6 protein-coding genes are annotated in these 4,717 nt (G+C 35.1%); 3 read left to right on the forward strand and 3 right to left on the reverse strand.

Annotated elements, in window-relative coordinates; all coding sequences use genetic code 11:
- The coding region (locus tag KKC53_06445) for a DUF2157 domain-containing protein (GenBank protein MBU2598785.1) at positions 1–344 on the reverse strand (344 nt) is incomplete at its 3' end.
- Positions 345–734: 390 nt separating this feature from the next.
- Between KKC53_06445 and KKC53_06450 the strand changes: the two genes are divergently transcribed.
- Positions 735–1,964, forward strand: a complete 1,230-nt coding sequence (locus tag KKC53_06450; protein MBU2598786.1) for a TIGR00300 family protein — start codon at positions 735–737, stop codon at positions 1,962–1,964.
- Between the two features lie 341 nt (positions 1,965–2,305).
- On the forward strand, positions 2,306–3,271 hold the full coding sequence (gene pfkA, locus KKC53_06455; protein MBU2598787.1) for a 6-phosphofructokinase: 966 nt from the start codon (positions 2,306–2,308) through the stop codon (positions 3,269–3,271).
- A gap of 339 nt (positions 3,272–3,610) precedes the next feature.
- Here pfkA and KKC53_06460 read toward each other — a convergent pair whose 3' ends face one another.
- Both KKC53_06460 and KKC53_06465 read right to left on the reverse strand, forming a co-directional pair.
- Complete coding sequence (locus KKC53_06460) at positions 3,611–3,910, reverse strand: type II toxin-antitoxin system RelE/ParE family toxin (GenBank protein ID MBU2598788.1); 300 nt, start codon at positions 3,908–3,910, stop codon at positions 3,611–3,613.
- Positions 3,911–3,916: 6 nt separating this feature from the next.
- On the reverse strand, positions 3,917–4,186 hold the full coding sequence (locus KKC53_06465; protein MBU2598789.1) for a type II toxin-antitoxin system Phd/YefM family antitoxin: 270 nt from the start codon (positions 4,184–4,186) through the stop codon (positions 3,917–3,919).
- 292 nt (positions 4,187–4,478) lie between these two features.
- Between KKC53_06465 and KKC53_06470 the strand changes: the two genes are divergently transcribed.
- The coding region (locus KKC53_06470) for a hypothetical protein (GenBank protein ID MBU2598790.1) at positions 4,479–4,717 on the forward strand (239 nt) is incomplete at its 3' end.

The raw sequence follows: 4,717 nt of genomic DNA on the forward strand, positions 1-4,717 counted from the left end.
CCTAACCACAAAGCCTGTGCTCCTCGCTTAAGATAAATACTATCAGAACTACGTAACAACCAACCCAGAACCAACATAATAATTGTAGGAATAAGTATAGAGAGTATTCTACCCACACTTCCCAATGCTTTCCAGTTCAGACTTACCAAGAAAGCTAATGCTAGAAAGATAACTAAGCTACCCAGGTAAACAAAAATCTCATTAATCCCTACTCGACGAGCTGGCACAAATTCCATTGCGCTCTTTATTTCCCTCTGCTTCAAAGCTTCTGCCTGTTCATGCGAGATTAACCCCTCTCCAACCCACTCTTCAATCTTGTTTAACAAAGATTCTGACTTAACCATAATGTGCCTCCTTTTTATTAAATTAAACTTTTACACTTTAGTGAAAAATAATAAAAATCCTCACCTAATTGTTCATCTTTTGTATATGTGTTTTAGTCAATTGTATATAAATTGTATAAATTTTGAATTATATCACGAATAAAAAAAAGATTCATAATTTTCTATAAAAATCTAATTCACTTTAATTATTTATCACACTGAAACTTGTAGTTTGAATTAGCTTCCTTGATGGGAGTGGCTTGGGAGTGTTTTTACTTTAATTATCTATCCTACTGAATTTGTTACTTTTTTTAGAATTTATAAAAATTTTAAAAAAGTTATATAATTGTAGATTAATTAATAAAAAAATTTTCTAAGTTTTAATATTTAATTAAGGTAAAGGAAAATATTATGGAAAATAAAAATGCAATAGAATTGATTGAGATAAAAGGTCATATCATTGACTCTTTAATTTTACCCCAGATATTTGATGAAATTGTAGAAGCTGGTGGTGAGTTTGAAGTAGTGGAATTTGTAATAGGAAAAACAAACATTGATGAAAGTCTGGCTAAAATAAAAATTTCCGCAATTTCTCATGAAGTTTTAGACATAATTTTATATAGATTACAAAGATTAGGAGTAGTTCCAGTTAAGGTAAAAAATGCTTCTACAACCCCAGCTCCAAAGGATGGAATTTTGCCTGATGATTTTTACTCAACTACAAACATTGCCACTAAAATTAGAATCTCTAGAAACTGGATAGATGTTCAAAATCAGGAGATGGATTGTGCAGTGGTAATTAATAAAAACCAAATCCCTGAATGTGTTCGTATGTCTAAAGTTAAGAAAGGAGATCATGTAGTAATTGGTAGAAATGGGATAAGGGTAATGCCCACCGAGAGACCGAGAGAGGGCACTTTTTTTGAATTTATGACATCCTCTGTATCCAGTGAGAAGCCTAAGAGGTTATTAATAAAAGAGATAGCAAAAAGAATGAAATTGATGAAGGAAAGTGATGGCAAGATACTATTTGTTTGTGGACCTGCAGTAGTTCATACTGGTGCTAAGAAATATTTAGTTAGATTAATTAACAATGGATATATAGATGTTCTATTTTCTGGAAATGCATTAGCAGTTCATGATTTAGAGTCAGAAATTTTTGGAACATCATTAGGCATAAGCTTGAAAAGTGGAGCTGTTACTGATGAAGGTCATGGTAATCATTTAAGAGCAATAAATATTATAAGAAATTATGGATCAATTAAAAATGCTATAGATGCTGGTGTAATAAAAGATGGGATAATGCATGCTCTTATAAAAAATAAAAAGGAATATGTATTAGCTGGTTCAATAAGGGATGATGGACCCTTGCCAGAAGTTATAACAGATGTAGTGCAAGCTCAGGATGCAATGAGGAGTAAATTAAAAGATATCAAAATGGCTTTGATGTTAGCCACTATGCTTCACTCAATAGCAGTTGGAAATCTATTACCAGCAACAGTTGAGACCTATTGTATAGATATAAATCCAGCTGTTGTTACTAAATTGACTGATAGAGGAAGTTTTCAAACAAGGGGTATGGTAACAGATATAGGTCTTTTCTTAAGAGATTTAACAAATGAATTAATTAATGTTTGGTAAAATAAACTTAAATATTAAAGCTTCTCTAAATAGTATTAATTTACCATTTAATTTATTGACCTGAAGAAAAAGGGATTGAAAAGTGACTACCAGCAACTCTGCAAGGTCAGAATCTGGGTGGCTTAGAGGGGAGACATTCCCGTCCTTCAAAGCTTGCTACAAGAACCTCCCCAATTGTCCTCTAGATCTTGTGAAGTCGATGTGCATTTGTCTCACTTAGCTCATTTACACACTATCGGATATTATAATAACTTTCGTCAAAAAGGGGAATTCACTCCCTAGTCGTTTTGGTGTATAATTCTGGTAATAGGTAATGAATAACAATTAATGAGGATAGTGTTATGAAACGCATTGGTGTGTTGACGAGTGGCGGAGATAGCCCTGGAATGAACGCCTGCATAAGAGCGGCAGTGAGGACGGGTCTTGGTCTTGGGCTGGAGGTCATGGGCATCAAACGTGGCTATAATGGGCTCATAGCTGGTGAGATGGAACCCATGGGTGCACGCTCCGTGGGCGGGATAATCCAAAGAGCAGGCACCATCTTACAGACAGCGCGATGTGAGGAGTTCAAAACACTGCAGGGGAGACGCAAGGCGCTGAGAAAGCTAAACGAGTACGGAATCGAGGGATTGGTAGTCATCGGTGGTGGTGGCTCTCTGAAGGGCGCTTTAGAGCTCCACAAGATGGGCTTCCCTGTGTTGGGCGTACCAGCCAGCATTGACAATGACATCTGTGGCACTGACATGTCCATCGGTACTGACACAGCCCTCAACACCGCGCTCGATGCCATTGACAAGATCAAAGAGACCGGCTCCTCGCACGGGCGAGCCTTTCTAGTTGAGGTAATGGGGCGGAATTGCGGATATCTGGCTTTGATGACTGCGATCGCCGGCGGAGCCGAGGTCGTCCTGATCCCAGAGAAGAAGATGGCTCTGGAGGAGGTTGCTGAGATCTTAGAACAAGCTTATATAAAGGGCAAGGCCCACGCTCTCGTCGTCATAGCAGAGGGAGCTAAGTGTAAAACCTCAGAGGTAGCTGCTTACCTTCAGAAAGAGGAGGTAGGCTTTGAGGTGCGTACCACCATACTTGGTCATGTCCAGAGGGGAGGGTCACCGAGTGCTTTCGACAGACTCCTAGCTACCCGCTTGGGCGAATCAGCCGTAAAGAAGCTTGCTCAAGGGGTCAGCGGCATGATGGTTGGGTTGATAGGCAACAAAATAGAGACAACCAGCTTGGAGCAGGTAACTGAACGACATAAGGAGTTGGATATAACCTTCTATGATATAGCTGAGGTACTGGCAAAGTAAAGGAAAGTATATATAAAAAATTTTATTTATCATCAAAGATTAGTTAAGATAACTAATTTAAACAAAGGAAGGTTTTGAAAAAGGCCCAAAGACATTATTAAAGTCAGTGCCTCTAAAAAATTGTCTTGGCCAAAGTTCTGTGTTCTATGTTTAAAAGATTCTACGAAGGAGGACAGAATGGTTATTGGTCCTGGGAACATTTCAAATATTCCATACAGTACATGAAGGAAGTCCCAAGATTTAATTTCATAAAAGGATTATGGAATTTGAGGAAAAAGGGGAACTGATTATGACAAAGTTCCAAAAAAACATCAGATTGTTTTGAATATAAAGTGTGTATTAAAACTTTGATTTTTTTACAAGTTCTTTTAACTTCTTATATATTTCCTTTCTATGTCCTACAGAAATAACTATAATTATGAGTTTTTCCTCCTTAACTCGGTAAATAATTCTATAATCCGAAGTTCTTAAAGAATATAATCCAGCTAATTCATAAGACAGTGGTTTTCCTTTAAAAGGATTTGATAAGAGGGATTCTATTGAATTTTTGATAATTGATTTAATTGAAGGATCGAGTTTTTCTATTTTCTTTTTTGCTTCTTTAGTATAATTAATATTGTATTTTTTTACAGACTTCAATTTTCCTCACTCCCGAAAAACCTCTTCATGAGAGTAAAATTTTCCTGCTTTTTCATCTTCTAACCCTCTTTTGATACTTTCCATTAATTCCATATCACTTAATATTTCTAAGGTTTCAATAAGACTTTCATATTCCTCAATACCAATTAAAACTCCTATTATTTTCCCTCTATGGGTAATAGCAAAGGATTCATGAAAATCCTTAATTCTCCTAAGTAATTTAGAAAAATATGCTTTTGCCTTGCTTGTGGGAATTGTTTCTAGTAAGTTAGCCATTTTCTCCTCCTTACTGGTCTATATTTAGACCAATTTCTTAGTCAAATAAATATTATATTATTTGTACTCTTCTGTCAAGTACAAATTTATATTTAAATAAAGATATTGTAACCTACATTATGCAAATGTTTCAATCCCTTTTTAGTCAGGTCGAGTATTTCTACTTGTTATCCATTTCAATAATTTCTAAAAATCTTTTGACAAAGTTTTACTAAGAATATATAATTAACAAAAATGTTAATTATATATATTTAATATGAAGTACTTAAAACTTAGAAGACTAAAGAAAAAATTGTATTTTACAGTTGAAGATGTAGCAAGTGTTTTAAACATAAAACAATCTTCAGCACGGGTAATGTGCAGTCGCTATGCAAAAAACGGTTTTTTTATAAGATTAAAGAATAATTTTTATATACTCTCTGAAAATTGGGATAAATTTTCCCGAGAAGATTTTTTAAGAATTTCAAATTATCTTCAGGTCCCTTCTTATATTTCTTATATGACGGCTCTTATGAAATATGGTGTTACAAC

The organism is Actinomycetota bacterium, from assembly GCA_018830725.1.
Taxonomy (GTDB): Bacteria; Actinomycetota; Humimicrobiia; order JAHJRV01; family JAHJRV01; genus JAHJRV01.